The sequence below is a fragment of the Vogesella sp. AC12 genome (genome assembly GCF_024437575.1).
Lineage (GTDB): Bacteria > Pseudomonadota > Gammaproteobacteria > Burkholderiales > Chromobacteriaceae > Vogesella > Vogesella indigofera.
In genome coordinates, this window is the sequence record NZ_JANFNU010000002.1 from 220,599 (window position 1) to 246,314 (window position 25,716).

Genomic DNA, 25,716 nt, shown 5'->3' on the forward strand with positions numbered 1-25,716 from the left:
GAACCCGCCCTCCGGCGGGTTTTTTTGACCCCGGAATGGCCGCGGTCGCGCACGGTTGCGGCACGGCTTGCTGCACTGCGGGACAGGGCGTGTTTTTTGCGGCGCGGCGGCTTGCATTTCTGTGCCAGATCAGGCAAGAATCATCGCTCGACATCCAAAACCCTATCAAGAAAACATAACATGGCACTTATCGTACAAAAGTACGGCGGTACCTCGATGGGCTCCCCGGAGCGCATCAAGAACGTGGCCCGCCGTGTCGCCAAATGGAAAGCCCAGGGACATGATGTGGTGGTTGTCGTATCCGCCATGAGCGGGGAAACCAACCGCCTGATCGCATTGGCCAAGGAAATCCAGGATCAGCCCGATCCGCGCGAACTCGATGTAATCATCTCTACCGGCGAACAGGTCACCATCGGCCTCTTGTCCATGGCGCTGAAGGAAATCGGCGTCGAGGCCAAGAGCTACTGCGGCTGGCAGGTGCGTGTCGTTACCGACAGCGCCTTCAACAAGGCCCGCATCCAGTCGATTGACGAAGCCGCGATGCGTGGCGACCTCAACGAAGGCCGCGTGGTCGTCGTGGCCGGCTTCCAGGGCATCGACGAGCAGGGCAACCTCACCACGCTGGGCCGTGGCGGCTCCGACACCTCCGCGGTGGCACTGGCGGCGGCACTGAAGGCCGACGAATGCCAGATCTACACCGACGTGGACGGGGTCTACACCACCGACCCGCGCGTGGTGCCGGAAGCGCGCCGCCTGAAGACCATCACCTTCGAAGAGATGATCGAGATGGCGTCGCTGGGCTCCAAGATCCTGCAGATCCGCTCGGTGGAGTTCGCCGGCAAGTACAAGGTACGCCTGCGCGTGCTCTCCAGCTTTGAAGACGAGGGCGAGGGCACACTGATTACGTTTGAGGAAGATGAGAATATGGAAAAGGCCGTAGTTGCCGGTATCGCGTTCGACCGTAACGAAGCACGCATCAACGTCAAGGGCGTGCCGGACAAGCCGGGCATCGCCTACCAGATCCTGGGCCCGATCGCCGATGCCAACGTTGAAGTCGACATGATCATCCAGAACGTCGGCGAAAACGGCACCACCGATTTCTCCTTCACCGTGCCGCGTGGCGAGTTCCCGCGCACCATGGGCGTGCTGCGCGACGTGCAGACCCACATCGGCGCCGCCAAGATCGACGCCGACGACAAGGTGGCCAAGGTGTCCATCGTCGGTGTCGGCATGCGCTCGCACTGCGGCATCGCCTCCACCATGTTCCGCACCCTGGCGGAAGAGGGCATCAACATCCAGATGATCTCCACTTCCGAGATCAAGGTATCGGTGCTGATCGACGAGAAGTACCTGGAGCTGGCGGTGCGCGTGTTGCACAAGGCCTTCGGTCTGGACCAGGCAATTGCCAATTAATTGGCACTAGAGCTTGACAGTAGGCGCCTTCGTTAGTATTATGGCGCCTCGCTTGACGGAGAAATGGCCGAGAGGTCGAAGGCACTTCCCTGCTAAGGAAGCATACGGGCTTAAACCTGTATCGAGGGTTCGAATCCCTCTTTCTCCGCCAGCACTGCACCCGTAGCTCAGTTGGATAGAGTATTTGGCTACGAACCAAAGGGTCGGGCGTTCGAATCGCTCCGGGTGCACCATAGTCCCTATAGTTTAGCGGTTAGAACACTGCCCTTTCACGGCGGCGGCCGGGGTTCGATTCCCCGTGGGGACGCCAGGATTCAAGCAAAAACACCACCTTCGGGTGGTGTTTTTGTTTTGTCTGCCGCCGGTGTGTGCCGGCCGCAAAAAAGCCCACCGTGTTGCGGTGGGCTTTTGCCGTTTATAGCGGGCTGCGCTTCAGGCAGTTGTCGTAGCGCCAGCCGACGCGTTTGGCAAACCACTCGGTGGTCAGCTTGCGCGTGATCTTCGGGCTGTTCAGCCGGATCTGCGGAAACGCCTCGCGCGCCACCTTGCGCCCCAGCTGCTGGTCGGCCAGCGCCATCACCTTCTGGTACAGCGCGCTCTGGCTGAAGCTGCTGTTCTTTTCCTGTTTCAGGTCGCGCAGGATGGCGCTGTCGCTCAGCCCCAGGCGCTGGCTCATCTGGTACAGCGCGCGCTCGGTGCTGCTGGCCTCGCCGGAGGGCAGGCCGTCGCGGTAGCGCAGCAGGTCGCCGTCCGGTGCCAGCTGGCGCCCGCTCAGCTGCGCCACCGCGAGCTGGAAGGCAGCATTGCGGCTGGAGTAGCGGCCGGCGTTGAAATCGGCGAAACGGTACACCATGTCGCGATAGCCGGCCGGGTAGTGCAGCAGGTTGGCGGTGCCGAAGTAGATGCCGCCGCGGCGGCTGAACACCTCGTCACGCAGGCTGCCCTGGTAGCGGTAGGGATAGGGCCAGGCGCGGATGTGGCCCTGGGCGAAATCGACGCTGACCTGCATGGTGCCGGCGGTGCGGATCGGGTTCTTCATGCCCACCGGCAGGCCGAGCTTGCCGGCCTCGGCCGCCATGTCCTCGAACAGGTCGTTCATCTGCCGCTCGGTACGCAGGCCGTCGATGCGCGACTTGTAGCTCTCGCCGGTCGGCGACGGTTTCAGCAGCGCCGCCTTCACCAGTGGCAGCGGGATGTGATAACCGGCGACCTTTTCCTCTATCTTGTTCCACACGATGGCCGGCAGGCCCGGCACCACCGGGTCGGCCTGGAAGGTCGATTCCTGCTCGATCACCGCGATCACCGCGCAGAAGTTCTCCGCCGTCGGCGGCAGCTGCAGCGCGCCGATGGCGTTGACGATGTCGTCGCGCCAGCCGCTGCGCGGCTTGACGTAGGTCGGCAGCAGCTTGTCCAGCAGCTGCGCCGGCGGCAGGGTCGCCTTTTTCGGTGGCGCCACGCTGGGCGGGATGCTCGGGGTGATTACCGGTACGGTGGCAACCGGCGCCGAGGCCGGCTCGGCCAGGCCGTCCTGCTGGCTTAGCAGCGGGAACGGCGTGGCTACTGGGGCCGGGGTGTGGCTGGCGCAGCCGCCCAGCAGCGACAGCAGGACAACAGGGAAAAACAGCGATCTCATGGCACGGTGTTCCGCTAATCGGCAAAGGGCAGATTCTAGCGTAACTGCCCGCCGTTCAGTCGACGCTGTCGGCGTACTGGAAGCGGTTGAGGATCTGCTGGTACAGGCCGTTGCCGTTGAGCGTGGCCAGCCCGCGGTTGAAGCGGTCGCGCAGCGCGGCAGAGCGGAAGGCGACGCGGTAGGGCAGCTTCTCGAACAGCAGGTGGTAGCTGACCGGCTGCACCACCTCGCGGAAATCGCTGACCACGCGCTGGTTCATGTACTTGAAGATGCGCTGGTCGGCGACCACCACGTCGATCAGGTGGCGGTACAGCAGCCGGTTCTGGTCGACCTGGTTGCCGGTCTCGCCGTAGCGTGGATTGTTCGCCGCCATGCGCGCGAACTCGGCGCCCAGGTACTGCGTCGCCAGCGGAAAGGCGGAGATGCTGTACTTGCCCAGCTCGGCCACCTCGCGCAGCTGCAGGTTGCGGCTGCGCAGGGTGACGGCGACATCCTCGTAGTAGACGTAGGGCTCGGAATAGGCCGCCTTCAGCCCGGAATCCGGGCGGATGGTGGCGATGGCGTCGATGCGCGGGTTTTTCAGTGCCAGCGGCAGCCGCTTCTGCGCCATGAACACCGGCTGCATGCCCAGCCCCTCGGCGCGCAATGCCTCGCGGATGATCTCCACCTCGATGCCGGATGCCTGCTGCGGCATCACGTACGGCTCCAGCGATTCGCCGAAGGCGACGTTCAGCACCTGCGCTGCGGCCAACGTTGGATACAGGCTCAACAGCACGGCGGGCAGCAGACGGTAATGACGGCTCATGGGGTGCATCCTGGACTAGGTAATGACATTTGCCTGAGTGATTGGCCGCGTCAATTGCCGCCGCCACTTTCATGCTACACCTTCCGCCAGCCAGATGAATGGTCGGCGCTGGTCGCCGCCGGCAGAACAGCCTGTTCTGCCAGCACCCGGGCGTGGCAAAAGCCGTAACTTTTTTATGGGTATTGCAACGCTATGTCAATGAAAAAAAAGCCTTTTTCAGGTGAAAGCCGCGCCGCTTTCTGGCACAATGCGCGGTCTTACACGGAATACCTGCCACGATGACGCTTCCTGCCGCACCACAACCGATCAACAGTTACCGCAAATACTGGGCGCAACGCTTCGGCACCGCGCCGTTCCTGCCGATGAGCCGCGCCGAGATGGACGAGCTGGGCTGGGATTCCTGCGACATCATCATTGTCAGCGGCGACTGCTACATCGACCATCCGAGCTTCGGCATGGCGCTGATCGGACGGCTGCTGGAGGCGCAGGGTTTCCGCGTCGGCATCATCGCGCAGCCGGACTGGAACAGCGCCGACGCCTTCCGCGAGCTGGGCAAGCCCAACCTGTTCTTCGGCGTCACCGCCGGCAACATGGACTCGATGATCAACCGCTACACCGCCGATCGCCGCCCGCGCTCCGACGACGCCTACACCCCGCACGCCGAGGCCAACAAGCGCCCGGACCGCGCGGTGACGGTGTACGCGCAACGCTGCCGCGAGGCCTATCCCGGTGTCGGCGTAATGATCGGCAGCATTGAGGCATCGCTGCGCCGCATCGCCCACTACGACTACTGGAGCGAGAAGGTGCGCCCGTCGGTGCTGGTGAACTCCAAGGCCGACATCCTGCTGTACGGCAACGCCGAGCGCGCGCTGGTGGAGATCGCCCACCGCGCCTCGCGCGGCGAGAAGCTGTCCGAGATGCGCGACATCCGCGGTACCGCCTTCGTGGTGCCGCACGGCTGGTTGCCGGATGAAGAGTGGCAGGAGATGGACTCCAGCGTGGTCGACGTGCCGGGCAAGGTCGATGTCCACCTCAACCCGTACGAAGAGATTCCGGAACAGGCGGCCAAGGCTACCGCCGGCAACGATGCGGCCAAGCCGCAGGTGATCCGCATCGAGTCGCGCGAGGAGCGCCTGGCCAAGCGCCGCGCCGAACGCGCCAAGACCGTGATCCGCATTCCGTCCTACGAGGCGGTAGCGCACGACCCGGTACTGTACGCGCACGCCAGCCGCACGCTGCACCTGGAATCCAACCCCGGCAACGCCCGCGCGCTGGTGCAGGGCCACGGCACGCGCGACGTGTGGCTGACGCCGCCGCCGATCCCGCTGACCACCGAGGAAATGGACTTCGTGTTCGGCGCGCCCTACGCCCGCAACCCGCACCCCAGCTACGGCGATGCCCACATCCCGGCGTGGGAGATGATCAAGTACTCGGTCAACATCATGCGCGGCTGCTTCGGCGGCTGTACCTTCTGCTCCATTACCGAGCACGAGGGCCGCATCATCCAGAGCCGCTCGGAAGAATCGATCCTGAAAGAGATCGAGGAGATCCGCGACAAGACGCCGGGCTTTACCGGCCACATTTCCGATCTGGGTGGCCCGACCGCCAACATGTACCGCCTGAGCTGCAAGGACCCGAAGATCGAGCGTTCCTGTCGCAAGCTGTCCTGTGTCTATCCGGACGTGTGCGAGAACCTCGGCACCGACCACGGCCCGCTGATTCAGCTGTACCGCAAGGCGCGCGCGCTGCCGGGCATCAAGAAGATCAACATCCAGTCCGGCCTGCGCTACGACCTGGCGGTGAAATCGCCGGAGTACATCAAGGAGCTGGTGCAGCACCACGTTGGCGGCTACCTGAAGATCGCGCCGGAACACACCGAAGAAGGCCCGCTGTCGAAGATGATGAAGCCGGGCATGGGCGCCTACGACAAGTTCAAGGAGCTGTTCGAGCGCTTCAGCCGCCAGGCCGGCAAGGAGCAGTACCTGATTCCGTACTTCATCGCCGCCCACCCGGGCACCAGCGACGAAGACATGGTCAACCTGGCGCTGTGGCTGAAGAAGAACAACTTCCGCCTCGACCAGGTGCAGACCTTCACCCCGACGCCGATGGCGATGGCCACTACCATGTGGCACACCCGCCGCAACCCGCTGAAGCGCCTCTCCCGCAGCTCGGAAAAGGTGGACGTGGTGCGCGACGGCTATCGCCGCAAGCTGCACAAGGCGCTGCTGCGCTACCACCACCCGGACAACTGGCAGATCATCTACGACGCGCTGATCGACATGGGGCGTGGCGACCTGATCGGCCACAGCAAGCAGTGCCTGATCCCGCCGACGCCGCCGGGCGACAAGGCCGCCGCCGCGCGCCATCGTTTCGGCCAGCCGCCGCTGGGCCGTGGCAAGCCGCAGGGCCAGCGCGCCCCGGCCGGCAGCCCGCGTGGCAGCGGCAAGACCTTCACCGCCAGCGCCAAACCGGCCACCGCCAAGGCGCCAGCCGGCAAGCCCGCCGCGGCCAAGCCCAACACCGGTCGTGGCGGTGGCGGCGCCAAACCGGGCAGCAAGGTTGGCCGCAGCCGTTAACCTGCATCACCGTAGCCGCCCCCCGGGGCGGCTTTTTGCTGCCGCGCACGGCGCACCTTGCCGCCGCGGCGCGGTCGAACCCCCATCAGTCTTGAAACCTGTTTACGATCTGCTGCCACTGATATCAATGGGGCGATACGGCGTTAAAAACGCCTTCGGCATGCTGGTTTATCTCCGGATAAACGCCGCTTCCTCCGCCGTTTTTGCCCTGTCTCGCGTGAGCTCGCGAGATCGTAAACAGGTTTTTATCGCCAGAAAGCCAGATCATGCCCCTCATCGCCTTCGATAACAGCTACGCCCGCGACCTGCCGCAACACGCGGTGCCATGGCAACCGGCCACCCCGCCGCAGCCGCGGCTGCTGTACTGGAACGCCGCGCTGGCACAGGAACTGGGGCTGGACAGCGCAGATATCGCCACGGAAACGCTGGCTGCCCAGTTCTCCGGCGCGGTGCTGCCGGATGGCGCACAGCCGATCGCGCAGGCCTACGCCGGCCACCAGTTTGGCGGCTATTCGCCGACGCTGGGCGACGGCCGCGCGCTGCTGTTGGGCGAGGTGATCGACAGCCGCGGCCAACGTCGCGACCTCGCCTTCAAGGGCAGCGGGCGCACCCCGTTCTCGCGTCGCGGCGACGGCAAGGCGGCGGTGGGGCCGATGCTGCGCGAGCTGATCATCGGCGAGGCGATGCAGGCGCTGGCCATCCCCACCACCCGCGCGCTGGCGGTGGTGGCCACCGGCGAGACCGTGTCGCGTGAACGGCCGCTGCCCGGCGCGGTGCTGACCCGCGTCGCCGCCAGCCACCTGCGCGTCGGCACCTTCGAATACTTCGCCAACGGCGAGGACGAGGACGCGCTGCAGCAGCTGGCCGACTACGCCATCCGCCGCCACGATCCGGCGCTGCTGGGTGCGGCCAACCCTTATCTTGCCTTCCTCGACGCGGTGTGCCGGCGCCAGGCGCGGCTGATTGCGCAGTGGATGCACGCCGGTTTCATCCACGGCGTGATGAACACCGACAACATGACCATCAGCGGCGAAACCATCGACTACGGCCCGTGCGCGTTCATGGACGCCTATGACCCGGCCACCGTGTTCAGCTCCATCGACGAGCGCGGCCGCTACGCCTACGGCAACCAGCCCGCCATCGCGCAGTGGAACCTGGCGCGGCTGGCAGAGACCCTGTTGCCGCTGCTGGACGCCGAATCGCAGCAACAGGCAGTGGCGCAGGCCACCGAGGTCATTCACCGCTTTGTCGACCATTACCGCGAACAGTGGCTGGCGCAGGCGCGACGCAAGCTCGGCCTCTACACGGCAGAGGACGACGACCAGCAGCTGGCCGACGACTGGCTGGTGCTGCTCAAGGCGCAGCAGGCGGACTTCACCCTTTGCTGGCGCTACCTCGCCGACGCGGTGGACGGCGACGGCGCCAGGTTGGCCGCACAGTTCGCCGATCCGGCCGCGTTGCAGCCGTGGCTCGCGCGCTGGCAGCAACGCCTCGCCGCCGAGCCGCAGCCGGCCGCCACACGCGCTAGCGCGATGCGCGCGCTCAATCCGCTGTACATCGCGCGCAATCATCTGGTGGAAGAAGCACTGGCCGCCGCCAGCGAGCACGGCGACATGAGCCTGACACTGCGGCTGCTGGACGTGCTGGCCGACCCGTTCACCGAGCGTGACGGACTGGAACGCTACGCGCTGCCGGCGGCGGCGGAGCTGGTGGCCGGCTATCGTACTTTCTGCGGGACGTGACCTTGGCCGGATAACACTGATTGATCTGATCAATGAATGAAGGTTGGCCGCAAACCGTCATGGTTTGCGGCCAACCTTGTTATTGGGCGGGTGCTGCGGTGGTTTGCTTGGGCTTTTGTGGTGCTGATCGGAGTCCGCTGCTGATTCCGGTGATCCGTTGCCAGGATTTTCAGTCAGTTGCCAACCGCGTGTTACGGCGTGGTCAGTCCCCGCTGGACTTCGCGGCTTGATGCTCGGCCCACAGCCGCTCGATCATGGCCCGGAAGCCTTCGTCTTCCGCAATCGTATGCTGCTCAATGTCAGCCACTGTGCCGTGGTATAGCTCCTCGCCACTATCCTGGGGGGCGGCCAATGCGCTACGGAAACTGTTTTCGGCTGCCAGTGTTTCGCCGAGCAGCCACTGTACATAGGCAAGATTGCCGCGGGTCATGCCGCAATCCGTACGTCGTTCGAGGCTTGCAAGCAGATCGTTGTGCGCTTCGCTCAGCAGGGATAGGGCTTGCTCCCTGTTCTGCCACGCGTTCTTGGCTTTCATTAGAGCAGCAAAGCCTTTGCTGTTAAGGGCAATGGCGACCTGCTCGCGGATGGCTGGGGTAGTGTCGGACGAGTAAGTGGTGATCAGCTGCCGGTAGATGGCTATTTTCTCGGCGGGCTGCTGCATTTGTCCGAGAACGATTCCCATATTGAGCATGGCCTTGGCGACCAGCTCGCGGATGGCAGGGGTATTGTCGGACGAGTAAGTGGCGATCAGCTGCTGGTAGGTGGCGATGGCTTCGTTCGGCTTCTGCACTTGTCCGAAGGTGATTCCCATATTGAGCACGGCCTTGGCGGCCTGTTCGCGGATGGCGGGAGTATTGTCGGACGAATAAGAGTCAATCAGCTGCTGGTAGCTAGCGATGGCTTCGCCCAGCTGCTGCATTTGTCCGTGGGTGATCCCCATGCTGAGCATGGCCTTGGCGACTTGCTCGCGGATGAGGGGAATATTGTCGGACGAATAAGAGTCAATCAGCTGCTGGTAGGTGGCGATGGCTTCGTCCGGCTGCTGTATTTCTCCGAGGGCAATTCCCATATTGAGCATGCTCCCAGCCACTTGTGTGCGGATAGCGGGGGTGGTGTCGGACGAGTAAGTGGCGATTAGCTGCTTGTAGGTGGCGATGGCCTCAGTCGGCTTCTGCATTTCTCCTAAGCTAACCCCCGTATTGACCATAGCCTTGGCGACCTGTTCGCGGATGGCAGGTGTGTTGTCGGACGAATAGGTGTCGATCAGCTGCTGGTAGGCCGTGCCTGCTTCGGCATGGCGTTTCAGCTGATGCAAAGTGAGCGCGCGATTAAGAAGGGCCTGCGCCGAGTTGGCCGCACCTGCATTGGGGATGCTGCTCGCGTGTTTCCAGTACAGCGCGGCATCTTCGTATTGTTTGGCGTGGTAAGCGTCGAAGGCCCGGGTATTCCAGTCATCAAAAGAATAACTGGCTTCCGGTTTGGCCCTGATGTCTTCTGCGCTTTGACGCAGTGCGGCTTCCTCGTCTCGGTTGATGGGCGCGCCGTCTTCAACAGACGTCTTCATCCTTTCCTGCATTTGCGTGATGGCAGCATCGCGCTTTTGCACCACCTCGTTTACCGAGTGCTCAATAGCCTGATGACCCTGCACCGCTTTTTTCTTCAGTTCATCAATTTGTGCGAGCAAGTCTTCATGGTTGCTATCGAACCATTGCCGGCTGGCCGTCTTGGCCTCTTCTTTGGCTTGTCGGGTGACGGAAAGATAGCCAATCAAGCCGACAAGGGCGAGCAGCAGCGTCACTACCAGCCCCGCAATCCCGGTGATTACCGCAAACCGGTCTACCGCCTGCCCAATATCGCCGACGCGGTTGTTCTGATCGTCCAGCCGTTCATCGAGCGCCTCGATACGGTTCTTCAGGCTGTCGACATCCTTCTGGGTCAGCTCGCGGCTGCTGTCGATCTTCAGTTGCAGCAGTTCCTTTTGCGCATCGAGCTCAACCTGACCGAACTTTTCGTTGGCAGCGGCGGGGAGGGCAAGACTGAACAGCAGGCTAAGGACAAGCAGGCGAAGGAATGAGGCCATGATGGGATGCGCGGCAACGGTTATGCGATGAGGCTGGATTATGCCAGCAGCAGAATGGCAAAGCGCCGCTTTTCGGCAACAAAGCGGCACTTTGCCGTTTGATCCTGGTTGATGCCTTGCATGGTCAGCACCCACAACACAAGCCGGGTGTCGGCGCCCTGTGCCACCTTACCCACCAGCAAGTTCAGGATGGCTTTGCCGGATGCCGGTGTGTGCCGCTTGCTGTCTGGCCAACGTTGGCCGCCTGTTTGGGACAGTGCCGTATCGATGCGGGCACGCCGCCTCGCGCCCGGTGGTGGATTATCGCTAGACTGGCGGCTCCATCACTCGGGAGTCCGCTCATGTCGCAGCACAGTTTCCAGTTCAGCCTTGGCGCCGATCCGCAGGCGCGCGCGGTCGTCCAGCAGGGCCTCAAGGCCTTCAACGTCGGGCAGATCGGCGATTACGCTTATCAGGATGTCGAACTGTACGCGCGCGACGAGGGCGGCGCGGTGGTCGGCGGCCTGTTCGGCCACTCCGGTATGGGCTGGCTGTACGTGGACTACCTGTGGCTGGACGCCGCGCAGCGCGGCGCCGGCCTGGGCGCACGGCTGATGGCGCAGGTGGAGGAGGAGGCGCGCCGTCGCGGCTGCGTCGGCGTGTTCCTGTACACCTACAGCTTCCAGGCGCCGGACTTCTATCACAAGCTGGGCTACCAGCTGATGGGGGTGCTGGACGACTGCCCGCCGGGGCACCAGCGGCTTTACCTGAAAAAGTGTCTGGCCGATTGAGATTTTAGCCGTATGGCAATGCAGCTCGGCTGCGCGGCGCGCATCCGGTGTCCTCGGGCTTGTCGGCTAGCTAGTGGTAGGCATCCATAGCGAAGCAGGCCCGATCTGCTACAGGCTTTATCCACGCCGCAACGCGAGTGCGGTATGAAAGGTTGGCCGCAAGCCATCATGGTTTGCGGCCAACCTTTTGCCAGCGTCGGTGCGACGCCTGCTTGATGCGCGTGCTGCCTGACATCCAGGAAAAGCGGCTGCAGCGTCCTGCCCTGGCCGGATGGCATGCTGCTTGTTACCCACTGCCATGGGTTAGCCCCGTGAGCATCTTCGGTGTTGATGAATATCGGATAGTGTCTATGTAAATTAATATGCCACTTGATTTTCCGGAATTGTTGCCTAGAACAGAATCTCCAAGTTATTTGTCATTGGCAACTCAATTTGGGTGCAAATATATATTTTATGTATTTGCTGTTTGTGCCGGTATCGTTGCCGGCCTCACTTCCAGGAGAGCATATGGACGCCTACATGGGTACGATCACGGTTTTCGGCTTCAACTATGCACCGCAGGACTGGGCACTATGCCAGGGACAGACTTACCAGGTTTCGCAATATGAAGCGCTGTATTCCCTGTTGGGTGTCATTTACGGCGGAACTGCATCACAGAATTTCAAGCTGCCCAATCTCTCTGGGCGCATGCCCATCGGTACCGGTCCGGCGCAGCCGGCATCCAACCTGCCAGCCTACAACCCCGGCCAGACCGGTGGTCAGCAGAACGTTACGCTCAACAGCAACAACCTGCCGCCGCACACCCATGGCGGAACAGCCATGAAGGTTGCGTTCAATGCGGCTGGCGTGCCGACCCCTGCCACGCCAGCCAGCGCGCCCAGTAGCAGCAATTGCTATCTTGGTGCCTCCGGTGCGGGCACCGGGCTGGCCAGCATCTGGTCCACTGCACTGAATAGTCCGGTTGCGGTACAGGGACTCTCGATCGCCGGCGCAACTGACTCGACCGGCAACGGTGCGGCGGTTAGTGTGCTCAATCCTTTCCTGGCGCTGAATTTCTGTATTGCCATCAACGGTTTGTATCCGGTACGTCCGTAAACTGCAGGCAGGTCAGGGCATCGGTTATGCCTTGGCCGTTTTGTTGATGCCAAAGAGGGGGTTGCCATGCTGGCTAAGATTTGTGCCGATGATTTCATGCCTTTGCTGGGGCAGTGCTGCTACTTTCACTGCGAGCAGCACCCGGTGTTGGAACTGCAGATACAGGCGGTACGCCTGCGCCCGCGAGCCCAGGTTCCTACTGGTAAACGGGTGCCGTTTGTGGTGGAGCTGGCTTCCACGCAGGATATAGGGGTGGGTGATGCCGTGGGGAGGCTTGCACTGCCAGCGCAGGCGGGGTTGCCGGCGCAGGTGCTGCACGAAGTATGGCTTGGCCGCGTCATTCCGGCCGGGCGTGACCCGGCCTTCGCCTATTTCCAGTTGCCGTTCAACTGATCGCCACCGCTGGTGCTGGCGACAGAGCCGGATCCCGCTCTGGGTACCACACCAGCTTGTCGGCCATGACGCTGCGCTCGGCCACGACAAAGCCCAGTGCCTGGTACAGCCGGAGTGCCGCCTGATTGCTATGCCATACCACGACGCTTAGCGGTGTGGATACTTTCCAGGCCGCCTGCTGCAGGCTTTGCAGCACGGTGCGGCCATAACCCTTACCGCGCAGCTGTGGCAGCATGGCCAGGAAGATGATGTGTACTTCGTTGTGACCGAAATCTACCAGCGCGACTCCGGCAGGGCTGTCATGAAGTTCGGCGATGAAATGCATGGCATTGGGATGGGCCTCGCCGGCGCCCTGCTGCAGCACGCGCTGTTGTAGCTCGATTACCGACTCAATCAGATCAGTATCACCGTCGATGTATTGCAGGTCTGGTCGTGCGCTACGAAATACGTGGGCAATGAAGGACTGATCATGCGGTGTGGCGGCGCGCAGGCGGATTACAGCGCTTGAAGACATCAGATTCAACATGTGAACTTTCCTCTTTGGTGGCGGGTTAGCGCCTGTTTTTGCTTATTACATATAATGCATATTAGATAGAAAGCACACGGTTTGCGACAGTAATACAGCAGGGTATTGCCCGCACTTGCCTGTGTCTCCGGCGATGCCAAGCGCTGTCCGCCACCGGCTATCCACAGTAAGATGGTCGTCGGTCCTTTATCGAAATTGCATCATGATCCTGATCCACACCCCCAGTGCCAAAGAAGTTGCCGCCTATCTCGAGCTGTTCCGCGCCGCGCTGCCGCAGCATCAGTTCATCAGTCTGGATGAGATGACGCAGCCGGAGGCGGTGCAGTACGTGATTACCTGGGGGCCGCCGCCGGCGCTGTTTGCCCGGCTGCCGAATCTGCAGGCGGTGTTCGCGCTCGGCGCCGGCGTCGACAAGCTGCTGGCGCGCGACGATCTGGCCACCGGCGTGCCGATCTACCGCCTGCTCGATGGCGGTATGGCGCAGCAGATGAGCGAGTACATCCGCTTCGGCGTGCTGTCCTACCAGCGGCACATGGATGTCTATCGCCGCCAGCAGGCGGCGGGGGTGTGGAAGATGCTGGCGCCGAAGCTGCCGGCCGAGGTGCGCGTCGGCGTGCTGGGGCTGGGCGAGATCGGCAGCGCGGTGGCGCAGGCGTTGGCCGCCGACGGTTACCGGGTCAGCGGCTGGAGCCGCTCGCCGCGCCAGCTGCCGGGCGTGACTTGCCTGCACGGCGACGACGGCCTGGCCGCGCTGCTGGCCGGCAGCGAGGTGCTGGCCTGCGTGCTGCCGTCCACGCCGCAGACGCAGGGCCTGCTGAATGCGCAAAGGTTGGCCGCACTGCCGCCAGGCGCGATGCTGATCAACGCCGGCCGTGGCGACCTGCTGGACGAGGACGCGCTGCTGGCGCTGCTCGACAGCGGCCATCTGCGCTGTGCGCAGCTGGACGTGTTCGCCAGCGAGCCGCTGCCGCATGGCCATCGCCTGTGGCAACACCCGGCGGTGACGGTGACGCCGCACATCGCCGCCATCACCCTGCGCGAGGAGGCCGTGCGCCAGATTGCGGCCAACCTTGAGCGGCTGGCGGCGGGGGACGCGGCGCCGGGGCAGGTGCTGCGCGAGCGCGGCTACTGATGGCGCAGCAGATCCGTTGCGACAGCTGCCGCGCCTGCTGTTGCCGGCTGGAGGTGATGCTGATCGCCGGCGACGACGACGTGCCGGACCGCTTTGTCACCCAGGACCAGTGGGGCGGCCACGTGATGCTGCGGCTGGACGACGGCTGGTGTGCGGCGCTGGACCGGCAGACCATGCTGTGCACCATCTACGCGGTGCGGCCATGGATCTGCGCCGACTATCAGGAAGGCGAGCCGGATTGCCTGGAGCAGCGCAAGCTGATTCCGTTGTTCCCGGCGCGCTAGTGGCACCGGCACCGCCAGCCGGCCGGCCGGCGCAGGCCGCGGCCGAACAGCGCTGCGGCCAAGCTTGCGCGCGAGAGGCATCACTGTCACGTCACGGGCGCACCACGTGCCAGACATTGCCGATATTGTCGCCCATCATGTCGCCCGGCTTCTGGTCGCCGGACCAGAAGTACAGTGGCTTGCCGCGATAGGTCCATTGCCGGCTGCCGTCGTTGCGGTTGCTGAGACCGTAGTCGCCGCTGGCGCTGGCGCCGGCCGGGGCGAGGTAGGGCGGCCATTTCATCGCGCAGTCGCCGTAGCATACGCTGCTGCCGGCCTGATCCCGGTCAAAGCTGTACAGCGTCTTGCCGCCGTGCGCCATCAGCATGCCGCCGCGGAACATCGCCGGCGGCATCATCGCCATGCCGCTATGCATGCCATCGTGTTGCATCATCGCGCCATCCTGCGGCATGGGCATGCCGCCCTGCGCGTGGCGAGGGCCGTGACCGTAGCCGCCGCAGCCTGCCAGCAGCGACAGCGCCATGGCGGCGAGGAGTAGGGGGGAGTTCATCGTCGATTCCTTTCCGGAAGTGTGGCAAGAGCCTCCCTTACCATAGCCCATGGCGGCGGCGTTGTCGGCCTGTGACTCGGCGTGCGGCAGCGGCTAGCCAGTGTCGGCGCCGGCGGCGTAACATCGTCGTATCGTCACGCGTTTGCCGGTGTGCCACATGTCCCTTCTTCCTCTCTATGCCCGGCTGCAGCAGCAGTTGCCGGCGGGCAGCGCCCTCACCCTGTTGCTGCTGGATGGCGACGAAACCCGGCTGGCCAGCGGCAGCGGTAGCGCGCCGCCGCGGCTGCTGAGCCTGCCGCTGGGCTACCGCCGCACCGCGCAGCAGCACTTCCGCCACCAGCCACCGACGGCAGCGGAAATCGAGCTGGCGATCATGACGGTGGAGGACGCGCTGGCGCCGGCACGGGCGCAGCTGGCACCGGCATCGCGGCTGTACAGCCAGGATGGCGCGCTGCGTGCACTGGCCGCCCAGGCCGGCGTGCACGGCAGCGGCACGCTGTGGCTGTCCACCGCGCAGCTGGAGTTCACCTTCGGCCGCTTTGCCGAGGTGGTGCAGGGGCGTCCGGCGGCGCTGGAGGGGCTGCCGACGGACGGCGAGTTTGCCGCCCGGCTGTTGATCCTGCGCGAGCTGAGCCACCATCTCTGCTTTGACGGCATCCACCTGCTGCCGGAGCGTTAGCTTTACCTTATCGCTTTACTCAACTACGCCGGGTCTTGAGCGTCGCCACCACGGGGTGGGCTGGCATTGTGGGTTGTTGCCGATGAAACGTTAGGAGTCCCTATGTCTAAATGCATCGTTTTAGTTCCGAGTGCACCTTACTCTGACGAGAGTGAAGCGTTTTTGCGTTCACTTTTGGAGGAAGCGCCTGACCTGTTATCTGTTGTCGGTCCTTACGCGGGGAGTTGGGAAGATGGGGTGGATTGGCTGTGTGTGAAGCTGGAGGTGCGCGAAAATACTGAGGCTTTCTGTATCACCACGGCGCATATTGATGACCGTCTTGAAGACGTGGTGGCTTTTGCAAATCAATGGTGCGAGCTGAAAGGGTGGCAACACGATGTCCGCGTTGTTAGAACCTAATCTTTGGGCCAAGCGGAATTCCACATGACAAGTTGGCCCGTAGTGCTTATCTCCGACGATAAACGAGATCAAGGTTGGCCGCATTGTGGCGAAAAGCGCGTGATACAGAGTGCGCATTTTCAGCCCTGCGGACTCAGCCGGCGTGCCAAGAGCCGCGCGCGGGCATGGTCGTAGCACCAGTTGAAGACATAGGTGTAGGGCAGGAAGAACAGCAGGATGCCGACATCGAGCAAAAACGCCTGCCAGTAGCTGATCGCCATCCACCACGCCGCCACCGGCACGCACAGGAACACCAGCCCGCCCTCGAAGGCGATGGCGTGCACGCTGCGCACCAGCGGCGTGCGCTGCCAGCCGGCGCGCCGCTCCAGCCGTTCGAACAGCGCATTGAACAGCATGTTCCAGCTCATCGCGATGCTGGACATCAGCAGCGCCAGCACGCCGACGTGGCCGAGTCCGGCATCGAGCAGCCAGCTGCCCAGCGGCACCAGCAGCGCCATCGCGCACACCTCGTACAGCACGGCATGCAACAGCCGTTCACGCAGTGTCTTGTCGGGGGTCATCATTGCGGCCAACCTTTCTTGTGCTATCGGATTGATGGCCAGTGTGATAGGTTTTTCTGCTCGATAACAGCTAGCATCCATCGGAGAAACCGATATGTTCATCTCTGCCGACGCGATTGCCGCGTTTGTGCTGGCCGCGGAGCTGGGCTCGTTCTCGGCGGCGGCGCGGCGGCTGGGCAAGCGCCAGTCCACCATCAGCGAGACCATCGCCAACCTGGAGATCGACCTCGGCGTCACGCTGTTCGAGCGTGTCGGACGCCAGCCGCAGCTCACCGCCGCCGGGCAGCGTCTGTTGCCGGCGGCGCGGCAGACGCTGGCGGCGCAGGACACGCTGCAGCTGGAAGCGCAGCTGCTGGCCGGCGGCCTGGAGCCGCGGCTGACGCTGGTGCTGTCGGACACCTTCCACACCGGCGACTTCGAGGCGATGCTGTCCGAGTTTGCCGAGCGCTTTCCGACGCTGGAGTTGGAGTGCCTGGTCGGCGAGCAGGAGGACGTGCTGGCGCTGCTGCAGAGCGGCCGCGCGCAGCTGGGCCTGCTCACCGCGCTGGCCGGCTACCCGGCCGACATCGCCAGCTGCAGCCTGCCGCGCCCGGCCGACACCGCGCTGTATGTCGCGGCCAGCCACGCGCTGGCGCGGCAGGATACGGTGACCGCGGCGGCATTGCGCCAGCATCGCGAGCTGCGGCTGAAGACCTATCAGGATAGCCCGGTAGCGGACAACGGCGGCCTGTGCTGGTCGGCGCCCAGTTACCTGTTGCTGATGGAAATGGCGCTGCACGGCTTCGGCTGGGCGGAGCTGCCGGACTGGCTGGTGGCGCGCTACGGCACCGGCCTGCAGGCCTTGCCGGTGGCCGGCTGGCCGCGGCGGCAGCGTATCGACGCGGTGTGGGCGCGGCCGCGGCCGCTGGGCGCCGCCGCGGCGTGGGTGTTGCAGCGTCTGCTCACGCCACCCGCGGCTTGATGCAGTGCGGCCAACCTTGCGGAATGGCGTCCAGCAGCTGGCGGGTGTACGGGTGCTGCGGCGCGGCGTACAGGGTGTCGGCGTCGGCCAGCTCCACGCAGCGGCCATGCTGCATCACCAGCACCTGGTCGGACAGGTGCTTCACCACCGCCAGATCGTGCGAGATGAACAGGTAGGACAGCCCCAGTTCGTCCTGTAGCGCCTGCAGCAGGTTGAGCACCTGCGCCTGCACAGACACGTCCAGCGCCGACACGGATTCGTCGCAGATCAGGATTTCCGGGTGCATGGTCAGGCAGCGCGCGATGGCGATGCGCTGGCGCTGGCCGCCGGAAAACTCGTGCGGGTACTTGGCCAGTGCCTTGCGCGGCAGCCCGACGTGCTCCAGCCAGTCGCCGGCCAGCTGCAGCCGCTCCGCCGCATCGCAGCCGATGCCGTGCAGCAGCATCGGCTCGGTCAGGATCTGTGCCACGGAGAAGCGCGGGTTGAGCGAGGCGTACGGGTTCTGGAACACGATCTGGATGCGGCGCTTGTAGTCGCGCAGCTGGCGCGGCGTCAGCGCCAGCATGTCCTCGCCTTCGAACAGCACCCGTCCGGCGCTGGCCTGCTGCAGCCGCATCAGCGCCAGCCCCAGCGTGCTCTTGCCGCAGCCGGATTCGCCGACGATGCCCAGCGTGCGGCCGCGCATCAGCGTGAACGACACCTCGTCCACCGCGCGCTGGCTGTGGCGGCCGCCAAACCAGCCGTGGCGGCTGTGGTAGTCGACGCAGAGGCCCTGCACCTCGAGGATCACCCGGTCGTCCGCCTGGTAGCCGCGCTGGCGTTGCGGTGGTTCGAAGTAGCAGCTGTCGCCGAGGAAGTCCTTGATCACCGGCAGCCGCGCCGGGCGCTGTGCCAGGTGCGGGCGGCAGCGCAGCAGCGCCTTGGTGTAGGGGTCCTGCGGCGCCTCGAAGATCTGCTGCACCGGCGCGTGTTCGTGGATGCTGCCGTGGTGCATTACCACCACCTCGTCGGCGAACTGGCCGACCAGCTCCAGGTCGTGGCTGATGAACAGCACCGCCATGCCGTGCTTTTTCTGCAGCCCGGCCAACAGCTGCAGGATCTGCTGCTGGATGGTGACGTCCAGCGCGGTGGTCGGCTCGTCGGCGATCAGCAGCTTCGGCTCGCAGGCGATGGCCATCGCGATCATCACCCGCTGCTGCTGGCCACCGGACAGCTGGTGCGGGTAGCTGCTCATCTTGCGGTCCGGCGTCGGCAGGCCGACTTCCTTCAGCAGCGCCACCGCGCGCTGGTACGCCGCCTTGCGGCCAACCCTGGTGTGCAGCATCAGCGTCTCGATGATCTGCTCGCCGACGCTGTACACCGGATTGAGCGAGCTCATCGGCTCCTGGAACACCATGGCGATGTCGCCGCCGCGCAGGCTGCGCAGCTCGCTGCGGCTGGCGGTGAGCAGGTTGCGGCCGTCGAACAGGATCTCGCTGTCGGCGGCGATGTGGCAGCCGTGCTCCGGCAGCAGCCGGGTGATCGCCATCGCGGTCACCGACTTGCCGGAGCCGGATTCGCCGACCAGCGCCACGGTCTTGCCGGCCGGGATGTCGAAGCTGATGCCTTTCACCGCTTCGGCGCCGTGGCCGTGTTCGTCGCGGAAGCTGACGCGCAGCTTGCGCACGCTGAGCAGGGGCGGGGAGGGGGTCACGATGTCACCTTCGGGACCTGGTTCACGTTGGATGCCTGTTTCATTGTCGGGGCTATTTCACTTTTGGGGGCTATTTCACTTTGGGGTCGAGCGCGTCGCGCAGGCTGTCGCTGAGCAGCGAGAACGCGGTGACCAGCAGCGACATGCACAGGGTGACGGCAAGCATCTGCCACCAGTAGCCCTGCAGCAGCTCGGCCGGCGCCTCGGCCAGCATCGCGCCCCAGCTGACCTGGGTGACGCCGACGCCGAAGCCGAGGAAGGACAGGATCGCTTCGTACTTGATCAGCGCCACCGTGAGCATGGAAAACTGCACCAGCAGCAGGTGGCTGACGTTGGGCAGGATGTGGTGGAACATGCGGCGGCCGTGACCGGCGCCGATGGCGTCGGCAGCGCGCACGTACTCGCGGCCCTTGTGCTTGATGAACTCGGCGCGCATCAGGCGGAAGGTGCCGGTCCAGCTGGTGAATGCCATCACCAGCACCACGGTGCCGATGCCGCGACCGCTGACCGCGGCAAACGCCAGCAGCAGCAGCATGTCCGGCACCGAGGTGAACACGCTGTAGCCCCACATCAGCAGGTCATCGAGCAGGCCGCCGAAGTAGCCGGACAGCGCGCCGAGCACGGTGCCGATGGTCAGTGCCAGCAGCGCGCCGGTGATGCCGACCTGCAGCGAAGTGGCGCTGCCTTGCAGCAGCTTTTGCAGCACGTCGCGGCCGCGCTGGTCGGCGCCCAGCGGCAGACTGTCGGCCCTGGTCTGCTCGGTGCTGCGGTACTGTGCGGACTGCTGCTGGGCGGCGGCGAGATCGGCCGCCAACGGGTCCTCGCTGGCGGACAGGCCGGTGGCGCCGCTGCTGTCCAGCGCGGCGGCGCTGGTGGCGCGGCGGTCGGCGGCGTCGATGTCGGCGGCGTTGAGCTCGACATGGTGCGGCGCGGCGCCGGCGAACAGCGTCGGCGGCGCGTAGGGATGGGCGACCTCGTCCTGCCAGTGGCTGGCGATAAGGCCGCTCCAGGCGGCCAGCGCCAGCAGCAGGTAGGCGCCGACGATGCACAGCGCGCTAAAGCCGATGCGGTCGCGGCGCAGGCGGCGCCAGCCGATGCGCGTCAGGCTGTTGTGGTGGTGCTGGGCCGCAGGCGGCGGAGTAGAGGTGTGGGGCATGGTGTCAGTGTAGCTGCACGCGCGGGTCGATCAGCTTGTAAACGATGTCGGTCAGCAGGTTGAACAGCATGGTGGCCAGCGCGATGTAGATGGTGATCGCCTTGATTACCGGAAAATCGCTGCGCTCCACCGCCATCACCACTTCCTTGCCCATGCCGGGGATGCCGAAGAAGGTCTCCAGCAGCATGGCGCCCATCATCAGGTAAGGCAGCGACATCATCAGCGAGGTCACCACCGGGATCATCGCGTTGCGCAGCACGTGCTTGAGCATGATCACCGGCTCGGACAGGCCCTTGGCGCGCGCGGTGCGCACGTAGTCGTGACCCAGTTCCTCGACGAAGCAGCTGCGGTAGAAGCGGATGTCCGGCGCCAGGCCGACGATCACCCCCAGCAGCAGCGGCAGCGGCAGGTAGTGCAGCAGGTTGTCGAGCGTGCTGTCGCTCCAGCCCATGATCGGGAACCAGCCGCCCTTGAACGCCAGCCAGTACTGGCCGGCGATGATGTACACCAGCGCGCTGACCGACATCGCGCAGGTGGCGATCAGCGTTACCAGCCGGTCGGTGACGCTGCCGCGCAGGTAGGCGACCAGCGCGGCGATGGCTATCGCCAGCACGGTGCCCAGCAGCAGGATGCTGCCGGTGAGCAGCAGCGACGGCCCGATGCGGCTGTGCAGCAGCGCCGACACCGGCTGCTGCGTCGACCACGAGGTGCCGAAGTCCAGCGTCAGCACCTGGCGCACGAAGATCAGGAACTGCTGCGGCAGCGGCAGGTCCAGCCCCAGCTGCTGGCGGATGCCGGCCAGCGCCTCCGCGCTGAGGTTCTTGCCGGCGAGGATGTAGGACGGATCGCCGCCCACCCAGTTGAACAGCACGAACAGCAGCAGCATCACGCCGAACAGCGTCGGCACCATCTGCCACACGCGGCGGACGATATAAGCCAGCATGATTTATCCTCCGGCCGCGCGGCCGTTCATTTCTGCAGGTCCAGGTAGCGCCAGCTGGTGTTCAGCAGCGGGTGCAGCTTCAGTCCCTTCACGTACGAGTGCGCCAGCGTGCTGCGCATGCGGATGTCGCCGAAGATCCACGGCTGCTGCGCCACCACGATCTTGTTCATCGCGTCGTACAGCTGGTTGCGCTCTGCGCCGTGCGGCAGCTTCAGCGACGCTTCGAACAGGCGGTCGTAGTCGGCGTTCTTGAAATCGGCGGCGTTGGAGTCGCCGGCATTCCTGCCGTACAGCAGCTGCATGAAGTTCTCGCCGTCCGGGTAGTCGGCGCCCCAGGCCATGCCCCACATCTGCAGCTTGCCCTGGTGGTTGGCCTTGGACAGCTCGTTCCACTTGCCCTGCCTGAAGCCAAGGCGGATTTTCAGCGTGTCGAAGGTCTTCTGCCAGTACTCGTTCCACTGCTTGTCCAGCGCGCTGGTGCCGCAGGCCAGCTCGATCGCCAGCGGCTTGCCGTCCGGGCGGGTGCGGTAGCCGTCTGCGCCCACGCGATAGCCGAAGCGGTCCAGCAGCGCGTTGGCCGCCGCCGGGTCGTACTTCGGTGCGCCACGGAAGGCCGGGTTGTGGCCGGCCACGCCGGGCGGCACGATGTAGTTCATCGGCACCGCCTGGCCGCGGCGGATGCTGGCGATGGCCTCGCTGACCGGGAACGACATCGCGATGGCGCGGCGCAGCGCGATCTTGTCCTTGCTGTCGCCGCCGACCACCGGGTCCTGCATGTTGAAGAAGTGGAAGGTGACCTCCGGCAGCAGCTGGCGCTGCAGCTGGATGCCCTGCCGCGCGTACTGCTCGGCCAGCCGCACCTTGAGCGGGTTTTTCGGGTCGATCACCAGCGCGCTTTGCAGCGCGGCCTGCGGGATGCCGCTGACGTCCAGCTGGCGGTTGAGGAAGGACAGCCACAGCGGCTGTTCTTCCTCGATGACGGAGATCTCGATGCGGCCAACCTGCGGCAGGGTCTTGCCCTGCAGCGCCTGCACCACCGCCTTGTCTACCGGGTCGTTACCCGGCGTGGCATTGAACACCAGCTTGCGAAAGCCCGGGTTGGCCTCCAACACGATCCTGCTGCCCGGTTTCCACTCCTTCAGCAAATAGGGGCCGGTGCCGACCGGGTGGGCGTTGGTGTTGTCGCGGTTGGCCTCGATCACCTCGCGTGCCACCGCGCCGAACGCCGGCATCGCCAGGATCGGCAGATAATTGAAATTGGTGGCGGTCAGCGTCAGCTGCAGCGTGTAGCGGTCGAGCACCTTGATGCCTGCCAGCGGCGCGTCGTAGTTCAGCGCGCCCTTGCCGGCGGCCTTCACCAGTTCGTTGCCGCCGACAAAGCGGCCGTCGACCAGAAAGCTCCACGGCGAGTGGATGCTGGGGTCGAGGTGGCGCTTGATGCTGTAGGCGTAGTCGGCGGCGGTCAGCTCGCGCTTCCTGCCCTTGAATGCCGGATCGGCGGCGAAATGGATGCCGGGCTTGAGGCGGAAGGTGTACACCTTGCCGTCGGCGGAGATGGTGGGCAGCGCGCTGACGGTATTGGGAATCAGCTTCGCCGGCCGTGCCAGGTAGTCGTAGGTGACCAGCGGATCGAAGATGTTCTCGGTGACGGTACTGGAGTACAGGTCGGAGACCTTGGCCGGATCAAAGCCGGTTTCCGGTGCGTTCAGCGCTACGCGCAGCACCTTGTTCATGTCGGCGGCCTGCGCCGGCAGCAGCACCAGGGCGGCCAGGGTGGCCAGCAGGGCGTGTTGGTTCATGTCGGCTCCTCGGGTTTCTTTCTATTCTGGCAACAAATGCCGGCTTTTGCGCGCGTGGTGCGGCCGGGCGGTGCGGTTGCGGCCAAGGGTAAAGCAAACGGCGCGCTGGCGCAGCGTGTCAGCGCGCGGCCGGTGCCAGTCGCGCCAGCATGTCCTGCAGCAGCTCGATCAGCACCCGCACCTTCATCGGCAGGTAGCGCCGCGCCGGGTACACCACGTACACCTCGGCGCTGCGGGTGCGGTAGTCGGCGAGAAGCGGCTGCAGCTGGCCGCGCTGCAGTGCGTCCTCCAGCAGGAAGCGCGGCTGCTGCAGGATGCCCATGCCGGCCACCGCGGCGCTGACCAGCACGTCGCCGTTGTTGCTCTGCAGCGGGCCGTCCACCGCCACCGCGATTTCCTCGTCGCCGTGCCAGAAGCGCCACACCTGCGGCTGGTTGCCCTGCTGGTAGCGCAGGCAGCTGTGGCGGGCGAGGTCGGCCGGCGTTTGCGGCGCAGGGTTGGCCGCAAGGTAGGACGGTGCCGCGCACAGCAGCATGTCGATGCGCCCCAGCGGCCGCGCGATCAGGCCGCCGCCCAGCGGCTGGGTGCTGATGCGCAGCGCGAGGTCGAAGCCGTCCTCCACCAGATCGACCTGGCGATCGGACAGCTCCAGCTCCACCTGCAGCAGAGGGTGGCGGCAGCGCAGCTCGGCCAGCCACTCGCCCAGATAGCGCATGCCGAAGGACAGCGGCGCCGCCATGCGCAGCGTGCCGCGTGCCTCCACGCTCTGCTGCATCGCGGCGGCGTCGGCTTCTTCCAGCTGCGCCAGCACCAGCGCGGTGCGCCGCGCGTAGTCCAGCCCGGCCTCGGTGAACGCCAGCCGCCGCGTGGTGCGCTGGATCAGGCGGGTGCCCAGCTCCTGTTCCAGCGCGCCGAGGTATTTGCTGACCATGGCGGTGGACATCTCCAGCCGCGCCGCCGCGGCGACGAAGCTGCCGCTGTCGTGAATGCTGTGAAACACCCGTAAGGCCACCAGCTTATCCATGATTGTTTCTTTATAGTTAGCAATTCATTGCATGAATAGCCGTTTATTCGCGCTCTGGCAAGGTGTTTAATGCAGTCATCGCCACAGCGCGTGGCGCCACACCCACCCGAAGGAAACCATCATGATCGACCAACGTACCGCTCCTTACGCCGCCCTGATCCTGCGTCTGGCACTGGGCCTGATGTTCGTTGCGCACGGCGCGCTGAAACTGTTCGTGTTCACCCCGGCCGGCACCGTCGGCTACTTCGCCTCGCTGGGGCTGCCGGCGATCTTCGCCTACCTCACCATCGCCGCCGAGCTGGGTGGCGGCGTGCTGCTGCTGCTGGGGGTGGCCACCCGTCCGGTGGCGCTGGCCCTGATTCCACTGCTGATCGGCGCCGGTGTACTCGGCCACGGCGGCAACGGCTGGGTGTTTAGCAATCAGGGCGGTGGCTGGGAATATCCGGCCTTCCTGGTGGTGGCGGCCGTCGTGCAGGTGCTGCTCGGTGACGGTGCCGCGGCGCTGAAGCCGGTCGGCTACAAAAAAGGCTGATTCAGCCCATCACGATGATCCCGACGGCGGTGCCAGTGTGGCGCCGCCCTTGCTACAGGTAACGCACCATGTTCTTCGCTCCCTTGTTTCTGTCCCATGGCGGTCCGGATGTGCTGATCAACGGCTCGCCGGCACCGGCGGTATGGCGCGCTCACGCCGACAGCCTGCCGCGGCCACGCGCCATCCTGATGATGTCCGCGCACTACCTCGCGCTGCAGCCGCTGCTGGGCAGCAGCCCGCGCTGGGGCACGGTGCATGATTTCGGCGGCTTCCCGCGCGAGCTGTACAAGTTGCAGTATCCGGCGGCGGGCGACGACAAGGTGCTGGCCGAGGCGATGGCGCTGCTGGCGGCGGCGGGCATCGATGCCCGTCACGACGGCGCCGAGGGGCTGGATCACGGCGCGTGGGTGCCGCTGCTGGCGATGTATCCGCAGGCCGACATCCCGGTGATCACCCTTAGTACCCTGCCGCGACAGGACGCGCGCGCGCACTACCAGCTGGGGCTGGCGCTGGCGCAACTGGCCGAGCAGGGGGTGCTGATCATCGGCTCCGGCAGCATGACGCACAATCTGTACGAGCTGTCGCGCGCCGGGGGTCCGGAGCAGCCGTGGGCGAAGGCGTTTGCCGACTGGATGGCGCAGCGCCTGCTGGACAACGATATCGAGGCCTTGCTGGACTGGGAGGCGCGGGTGCCGTTTGCCAAGCAGAACCACCCCAGCGACGAACACCTGCTGCCGCTGTTCTTTGCCCTTGGCGCGGCCAAGGGCAAGGTTGGCCGCAGCCTGCACCGCGGCATCGAGCTGGGGGCGCTGGCGATGGACGCCTGGGCGTTTGACGGTGCGGCGGCCTGAGTTTTAGCGCGTGTGCGCGGTCTCGCGGGCTAGCGCAAGACCCGCGGAAACGGCTGGGGGAAGCGGCGTTTAGCCGTGCTGAACGCGCATTCCTGGATGGTATTTAACGGGTATCAACAA

26 protein-coding genes and 3 tRNA genes are annotated in these 25,716 nt (G+C 65.0%); 16 read left to right on the forward strand and 13 right to left on the reverse strand.

Annotation, left to right across the window (positions count from 1 at the left end):
- Window positions 1–180: 180 nt before the first annotated feature.
- The 4 genes from NOM55_RS04870 to NOM55_RS04885 all read left to right on the forward strand — a co-directional run bounded on the left by NOM55_RS04870 (window position 181) and on the right by NOM55_RS04885 (window position 1,723).
- A complete protein-coding gene (locus NOM55_RS04870; RefSeq protein ID WP_255907732.1) occupies window positions 181–1,413 on the forward strand; it encodes an aspartate kinase in 1,233 nt (410 codons plus the stop codon).
- 57 nt (window positions 1,414–1,470) lie between these two features.
- A tRNA-Ser gene (locus NOM55_RS04875) sits at window positions 1,471–1,564 on the forward strand.
- 5 nt (window positions 1,565–1,569) lie between these two features.
- A tRNA-Arg gene (locus tag NOM55_RS04880) sits at window positions 1,570–1,646 on the forward strand.
- A 2-nt stretch (window positions 1,647–1,648) separates the two neighbouring features.
- Window positions 1,649–1,723: transfer RNA gene (locus NOM55_RS04885), tRNA-Glu, on the forward strand.
- Window positions 1,724–1,828: 105 nt separating this feature from the next.
- On the opposite strand, the gene NOM55_RS04890 is transcribed toward NOM55_RS04885, so the two are convergent.
- Both NOM55_RS04890 and NOM55_RS04895 read right to left on the reverse strand, forming a co-directional pair.
- On the reverse strand, window positions 1,829–3,046 hold the full coding sequence (locus NOM55_RS04890; RefSeq protein WP_255907733.1) for a DUF1615 domain-containing protein: 1,218 nt from the start codon (window positions 3,044–3,046) through the stop codon (window positions 1,829–1,831).
- 55 nt (window positions 3,047–3,101) lie between these two features.
- Window positions 3,102–3,851 (reverse strand): ABC transporter substrate-binding protein, encoded by a 750-nt coding sequence (locus NOM55_RS04895; RefSeq protein WP_170152129.1) that lies wholly within the window; start codon window positions 3,849–3,851, stop codon window positions 3,102–3,104.
- Between the two features lie 278 nt (window positions 3,852–4,129).
- Between NOM55_RS04895 and NOM55_RS04900 the strand changes: the two genes are divergently transcribed.
- Complete coding sequence (locus tag NOM55_RS04900; RefSeq protein ID WP_255907734.1) at window positions 4,130–6,427, forward strand: YgiQ family radical SAM protein; 2,298 nt, start codon at window positions 4,130–4,132, stop codon at window positions 6,425–6,427.
- Window positions 6,428–6,551: 124 nt separating this feature from the next.
- Here the strand turns inward: NOM55_RS04900 and NOM55_RS04905 are convergent, their stop codons facing one another.
- Window positions 6,552–6,695 carry a hypothetical protein gene (locus NOM55_RS04905; RefSeq protein WP_255907735.1) on the reverse strand — a complete coding sequence of 48 codons (144 nt, stop codon included), beginning with the start codon at window positions 6,693–6,695 and terminating at the stop codon, window positions 6,552–6,554.
- Between NOM55_RS04905 and NOM55_RS04910 the strand changes: the two genes are divergently transcribed.
- Window positions 6,694–8,169, forward strand: a complete 1,476-nt coding sequence (locus NOM55_RS04910) for a YdiU family protein (protein ID WP_255907736.1) — start codon at window positions 6,694–6,696, stop codon at window positions 8,167–8,169. The genes NOM55_RS04905 and NOM55_RS04910 overlap by 2 nt on opposite strands.
- Before the next feature lie 202 nt (window positions 8,170–8,371).
- Here the strand turns inward: NOM55_RS04910 and NOM55_RS04915 are convergent, their stop codons facing one another.
- Window positions 8,372–10,249: a tetratricopeptide repeat protein gene (locus tag NOM55_RS04915; RefSeq protein WP_255907737.1), complete on the reverse strand. Its 1,878-nt coding sequence runs from the start codon at window positions 10,247–10,249 to the stop codon at window positions 8,372–8,374.
- Window positions 10,250–10,287: 38 nt separating this feature from the next.
- On the reverse strand, window positions 10,288–10,416 hold the full coding sequence (locus NOM55_RS04920; RefSeq protein ID WP_255348027.1) for a hypothetical protein: 129 nt from the start codon (window positions 10,414–10,416) through the stop codon (window positions 10,288–10,290).
- Between the two features lie 174 nt (window positions 10,417–10,590).
- Here NOM55_RS04920 and NOM55_RS04925 point away from each other — a divergent pair, with 174 nt between their 5' ends.
- From NOM55_RS04925 to NOM55_RS04935, 3 genes are all read left to right on the forward strand, one after another.
- Window positions 10,591–11,019 carry a GNAT family N-acetyltransferase gene (locus tag NOM55_RS04925; RefSeq protein ID WP_255907738.1) on the forward strand — a complete coding sequence of 143 codons (429 nt, stop codon included), beginning with the start codon at window positions 10,591–10,593 and terminating at the stop codon, window positions 11,017–11,019.
- A 507-nt stretch (window positions 11,020–11,526) separates the two neighbouring features.
- On the forward strand, window positions 11,527–12,114 hold the full coding sequence (locus tag NOM55_RS04930; protein ID WP_255907739.1) for a phage tail protein: 588 nt from the start codon (window positions 11,527–11,529) through the stop codon (window positions 12,112–12,114).
- A gap of 66 nt (window positions 12,115–12,180) precedes the next feature.
- Window positions 12,181–12,507, forward strand: coding sequence for a hypothetical protein (locus tag NOM55_RS04935; protein WP_255907740.1), 327 nt, complete (start codon window positions 12,181–12,183; stop codon window positions 12,505–12,507).
- Here NOM55_RS04935 and NOM55_RS04940 read toward each other — a convergent pair.
- Window positions 12,500–13,033: a GNAT family N-acetyltransferase gene (locus NOM55_RS04940; RefSeq protein ID WP_255907741.1), complete on the reverse strand. Its 534-nt coding sequence runs from the start codon at window positions 13,031–13,033 to the stop codon at window positions 12,500–12,502. The two genes, NOM55_RS04935 and NOM55_RS04940, sit on opposite strands and share 8 nt — an antisense overlap.
- A 202-nt stretch (window positions 13,034–13,235) precedes the next feature.
- Between NOM55_RS04940 and NOM55_RS04945 the strand changes: the two genes are divergently transcribed.
- A complete protein-coding gene (locus NOM55_RS04945; RefSeq protein ID WP_255907742.1) occupies window positions 13,236–14,165 on the forward strand; it encodes a glyoxylate/hydroxypyruvate reductase A in 930 nt (309 codons plus the stop codon).
- Window positions 14,165–14,449 (forward strand): YkgJ family cysteine cluster protein, encoded by a 285-nt coding sequence (locus NOM55_RS04950; protein WP_255907743.1) that lies wholly within the window; start codon window positions 14,165–14,167, stop codon window positions 14,447–14,449. The genes NOM55_RS04945 and NOM55_RS04950 overlap by 1 nt, the downstream gene beginning before the upstream one ends.
- A 91-nt stretch (window positions 14,450–14,540) precedes the next feature.
- Here NOM55_RS04950 and NOM55_RS04955 read toward each other — a convergent pair whose 3' ends face one another.
- Complete coding sequence (locus NOM55_RS04955; protein ID WP_255907744.1) at window positions 14,541–14,999, reverse strand: hypothetical protein; 459 nt, start codon at window positions 14,997–14,999, stop codon at window positions 14,541–14,543.
- 157 nt (window positions 15,000–15,156) lie between these two features.
- On the opposite strand from NOM55_RS04955, the gene NOM55_RS04960 reads away from it, so the two are divergent.
- Entirely contained in the window at window positions 15,157–15,678 is a 522-nt protein-coding gene (locus tag NOM55_RS04960; RefSeq protein WP_255907745.1) for a hypothetical protein, read from the forward strand.
- Between the two features lie 102 nt (window positions 15,679–15,780).
- The gene (locus NOM55_RS04965; protein ID WP_156167992.1) at window positions 15,781–16,077 is read left to right on the forward strand and encodes a hypothetical protein; all 297 of its coding nucleotides are present in this window, start codon (window positions 15,781–15,783) and stop codon (window positions 16,075–16,077) included.
- 119 nt (window positions 16,078–16,196) lie between these two features.
- Here the strand turns inward: NOM55_RS04965 and NOM55_RS04970 are convergent, their stop codons facing one another.
- Window positions 16,197–16,640 (reverse strand): multidrug/biocide efflux PACE transporter, encoded by a 444-nt coding sequence (locus NOM55_RS04970; protein ID WP_047966675.1) that lies wholly within the window; start codon window positions 16,638–16,640, stop codon window positions 16,197–16,199.
- A 91-nt stretch (window positions 16,641–16,731) separates the two neighbouring features.
- On the opposite strand from NOM55_RS04970, the gene NOM55_RS04975 reads away from it, so the two are divergent.
- Window positions 16,732–17,598: a LysR family transcriptional regulator gene (locus tag NOM55_RS04975; protein ID WP_255907746.1), complete on the forward strand. Its 867-nt coding sequence runs from the start codon at window positions 16,732–16,734 to the stop codon at window positions 17,596–17,598.
- On the opposite strand, the gene NOM55_RS04980 is transcribed toward NOM55_RS04975, so the two are convergent.
- The 5 genes from NOM55_RS04980 to NOM55_RS05000 all read right to left on the reverse strand — a co-directional run bounded on the left by NOM55_RS04980 (window position 17,579) and on the right by NOM55_RS05000 (window position 24,213).
- The gene (locus NOM55_RS04980) at window positions 17,579–19,291 is read right to left on the reverse strand and encodes a dipeptide ABC transporter ATP-binding protein (protein WP_255907747.1); all 1,713 of its coding nucleotides are present in this window, start codon (window positions 19,289–19,291) and stop codon (window positions 17,579–17,581) included. The two genes, NOM55_RS04975 and NOM55_RS04980, sit on opposite strands and share 20 nt — an antisense overlap.
- Window positions 19,292–19,361: 70 nt before the next feature.
- Window positions 19,362–20,447 carry an ABC transporter permease gene (locus tag NOM55_RS04985; RefSeq protein WP_255907748.1) on the reverse strand — a complete coding sequence of 362 codons (1,086 nt, stop codon included), beginning with the start codon at window positions 20,445–20,447 and terminating at the stop codon, window positions 19,362–19,364.
- 4 nt (window positions 20,448–20,451) lie between these two features.
- The gene (locus NOM55_RS04990) at window positions 20,452–21,390 is read right to left on the reverse strand and encodes an ABC transporter permease (RefSeq protein WP_255907749.1); all 939 of its coding nucleotides are present in this window, start codon (window positions 21,388–21,390) and stop codon (window positions 20,452–20,454) included.
- 26 nt (window positions 21,391–21,416) lie between these two features.
- On the reverse strand, window positions 21,417–23,189 hold the full coding sequence (locus tag NOM55_RS04995; RefSeq protein WP_255907750.1) for an ABC transporter substrate-binding protein: 1,773 nt from the start codon (window positions 23,187–23,189) through the stop codon (window positions 21,417–21,419).
- Window positions 23,190–23,307: 118 nt separating this feature from the next.
- Window positions 23,308–24,213 (reverse strand): LysR family transcriptional regulator, encoded by a 906-nt coding sequence (locus NOM55_RS05000; protein WP_255907751.1) that lies wholly within the window; start codon window positions 24,211–24,213, stop codon window positions 23,308–23,310.
- A gap of 121 nt (window positions 24,214–24,334) precedes the next feature.
- On the opposite strand from NOM55_RS05000, the gene NOM55_RS05005 reads away from it, so the two are divergent.
- Together NOM55_RS05005 and NOM55_RS05010 are read left to right on the forward strand one after the other, a co-directional pair.
- Window positions 24,335–24,745 carry a DoxX family protein gene (locus tag NOM55_RS05005; protein ID WP_047967809.1) on the forward strand — a complete coding sequence of 137 codons (411 nt, stop codon included), beginning with the start codon at window positions 24,335–24,337 and terminating at the stop codon, window positions 24,743–24,745.
- A gap of 68 nt (window positions 24,746–24,813) precedes the next feature.
- On the forward strand, window positions 24,814–25,596 hold the full coding sequence (locus NOM55_RS05010) for a class III extradiol ring-cleavage dioxygenase (RefSeq protein WP_255907752.1): 783 nt from the start codon (window positions 24,814–24,816) through the stop codon (window positions 25,594–25,596).
- The last annotated feature ends 120 nt before the right edge of the window (window positions 25,597–25,716 follow it).

What these genes read in the sequence shown, in the direction of transcription:
- NOM55_RS04870 (WP_255907732.1), top strand. Translation starts at nt 181, where the DNA reads ATGGCACTTATCGTACAAAAGTACGGCGGTACCTCGATGGGCTCCCCG.
- NOM55_RS04890 (WP_255907733.1), bottom strand. Translation starts at nt 3,046, where the DNA reads ATGAGATCGCTGTTTTTCCCTGTTGTCCTGCTGTCGCTGCTGGGCGGC.
- NOM55_RS04895 (WP_170152129.1), bottom strand. Translation starts at nt 3,851, where the DNA reads ATGAGCCGTCATTACCGTCTGCTGCCCGCCGTGCTGTTGAGCCTGTAT.
- NOM55_RS04900 (WP_255907734.1), top strand. Translation starts at nt 4,130, where the DNA reads ATGACGCTTCCTGCCGCACCACAACCGATCAACAGTTACCGCAAATAC.
- NOM55_RS04910 (WP_255907736.1), top strand. Translation starts at nt 6,694, where the DNA reads ATGCCCCTCATCGCCTTCGATAACAGCTACGCCCGCGACCTGCCGCAA.
- NOM55_RS04905 (WP_255907735.1), bottom strand. Translation starts at nt 6,695, where the DNA reads ATGATCTGGCTTTCTGGCGATAAAAACCTGTTTACGATCTCGCGAGCT.
- NOM55_RS04915 (WP_255907737.1), bottom strand. Translation starts at nt 10,249, where the DNA reads ATGGCCTCATTCCTTCGCCTGCTTGTCCTTAGCCTGCTGTTCAGTCTT.
- NOM55_RS04925 (WP_255907738.1), top strand. Translation starts at nt 10,591, where the DNA reads ATGTCGCAGCACAGTTTCCAGTTCAGCCTTGGCGCCGATCCGCAGGCG.
- NOM55_RS04930 (WP_255907739.1), top strand. Translation starts at nt 11,527, where the DNA reads ATGGACGCCTACATGGGTACGATCACGGTTTTCGGCTTCAACTATGCA.
- NOM55_RS04935 (WP_255907740.1), top strand. Translation starts at nt 12,181, where the DNA reads ATGCTGGCTAAGATTTGTGCCGATGATTTCATGCCTTTGCTGGGGCAG.
- NOM55_RS04940 (WP_255907741.1), bottom strand. Translation starts at nt 13,033, where the DNA reads ATGTTGAATCTGATGTCTTCAAGCGCTGTAATCCGCCTGCGCGCCGCC.
- NOM55_RS04945 (WP_255907742.1), top strand. Translation starts at nt 13,236, where the DNA reads ATGATCCTGATCCACACCCCCAGTGCCAAAGAAGTTGCCGCCTATCTC.
- NOM55_RS04950 (WP_255907743.1), top strand. Translation starts at nt 14,165, where the DNA reads ATGGCGCAGCAGATCCGTTGCGACAGCTGCCGCGCCTGCTGTTGCCGG.
- NOM55_RS04955 (WP_255907744.1), bottom strand. Translation starts at nt 14,999, where the DNA reads ATGAACTCCCCCCTACTCCTCGCCGCCATGGCGCTGTCGCTGCTGGCA.
- NOM55_RS04960 (WP_255907745.1), top strand. Translation starts at nt 15,157, where the DNA reads ATGTCCCTTCTTCCTCTCTATGCCCGGCTGCAGCAGCAGTTGCCGGCG.
- NOM55_RS04965 (WP_156167992.1), top strand. Translation starts at nt 15,781, where the DNA reads ATGTCTAAATGCATCGTTTTAGTTCCGAGTGCACCTTACTCTGACGAG.
- NOM55_RS04970 (WP_047966675.1), bottom strand. Translation starts at nt 16,640, where the DNA reads ATGATGACCCCCGACAAGACACTGCGTGAACGGCTGTTGCATGCCGTG.
- NOM55_RS04975 (WP_255907746.1), top strand. Translation starts at nt 16,732, where the DNA reads ATGTTCATCTCTGCCGACGCGATTGCCGCGTTTGTGCTGGCCGCGGAG.
- NOM55_RS04985 (WP_255907748.1), bottom strand. Translation starts at nt 20,447, where the DNA reads ATGCCCCACACCTCTACTCCGCCGCCTGCGGCCCAGCACCACCACAAC.
- NOM55_RS04990 (WP_255907749.1), bottom strand. Translation starts at nt 21,390, where the DNA reads ATGCTGGCTTATATCGTCCGCCGCGTGTGGCAGATGGTGCCGACGCTG.
- NOM55_RS04995 (WP_255907750.1), bottom strand. Translation starts at nt 23,189, where the DNA reads ATGAACCAACACGCCCTGCTGGCCACCCTGGCCGCCCTGGTGCTGCTG.
- NOM55_RS05000 (WP_255907751.1), bottom strand. Translation starts at nt 24,213, where the DNA reads ATGGATAAGCTGGTGGCCTTACGGGTGTTTCACAGCATTCACGACAGC.
- NOM55_RS05005 (WP_047967809.1), top strand. Translation starts at nt 24,335, where the DNA reads ATGATCGACCAACGTACCGCTCCTTACGCCGCCCTGATCCTGCGTCTG.
- NOM55_RS05010 (WP_255907752.1), top strand. Translation starts at nt 24,814, where the DNA reads ATGTTCTTCGCTCCCTTGTTTCTGTCCCATGGCGGTCCGGATGTGCTG.